Here is a 618-nt window from a genome sequence, read left to right on the forward strand (position 1 = left end):
CGCCCTGCTTCCACTCCGGCATGGACTCCTCGCCCTGCCCCTCGCGGGTGTAGGAGAAGCCGTCGGCGCCGATGGTCACGGCCATCTCCGAGTCGTCGGTGCGGGAGACCAGCGGCTGCAGGTTGCCGTCGAGGTCCAGCACGCGGGAGGCGTCGGTGTACCAGGACGGCACGACCGGGGTGCCCCACCAGTCGCGGCGCTGGTTGTCGTGCACGTCCCAGGTGACCACGGGGTTGTCCGGGTCACCGGTGTAGTAGTCCTGGGTGTAGACCTCCACGCGGTGGCCGTCCGGGTCACGCAGGTAGAGGTAGAACGCGTTGGAGACGCCGTGGCGACCCGGGCCGCGCTCGATGTGGTCGGACATGCGCAGGGCGCCGAGCTTGTCGCAGATCGCCAGGATGTTGTGCTTCTCGTGCGTGGCGAAGCACACGTGGTGCATCCGGGGGCCGTCGCCGCCGGTCATGGCGGTGTCGTGCACGGTGGGCTTGCGGCGCATCCACGCGGCGTAGACGGTGCCGTTCTCGTCCTGGATGTCCTCGGTGACGCGGAAGCCCAGTTCCTGCATGTAGCGGGCGGCGCGCGGCACATCCGGGGTCACCTGGTTGAAGTGGTCCAGGC

Annotated in this window: 1 protein-coding gene; it reads right to left on the minus strand. The window is 69.4% G+C overall.

The features are described from left to right. A partial coding sequence (locus ACFWJO_RS39785) for a VOC family protein (RefSeq protein ID WP_386873186.1) occupies nucleotides 1-618 on the minus strand: 618 nt, incomplete at both ends.

Source organism: Streptomyces sp. NPDC127092 (assembly GCF_042722475.1).
GTDB lineage: Bacteria > Actinomycetota > Actinomycetes > Streptomycetales > Streptomycetaceae > Streptomyces.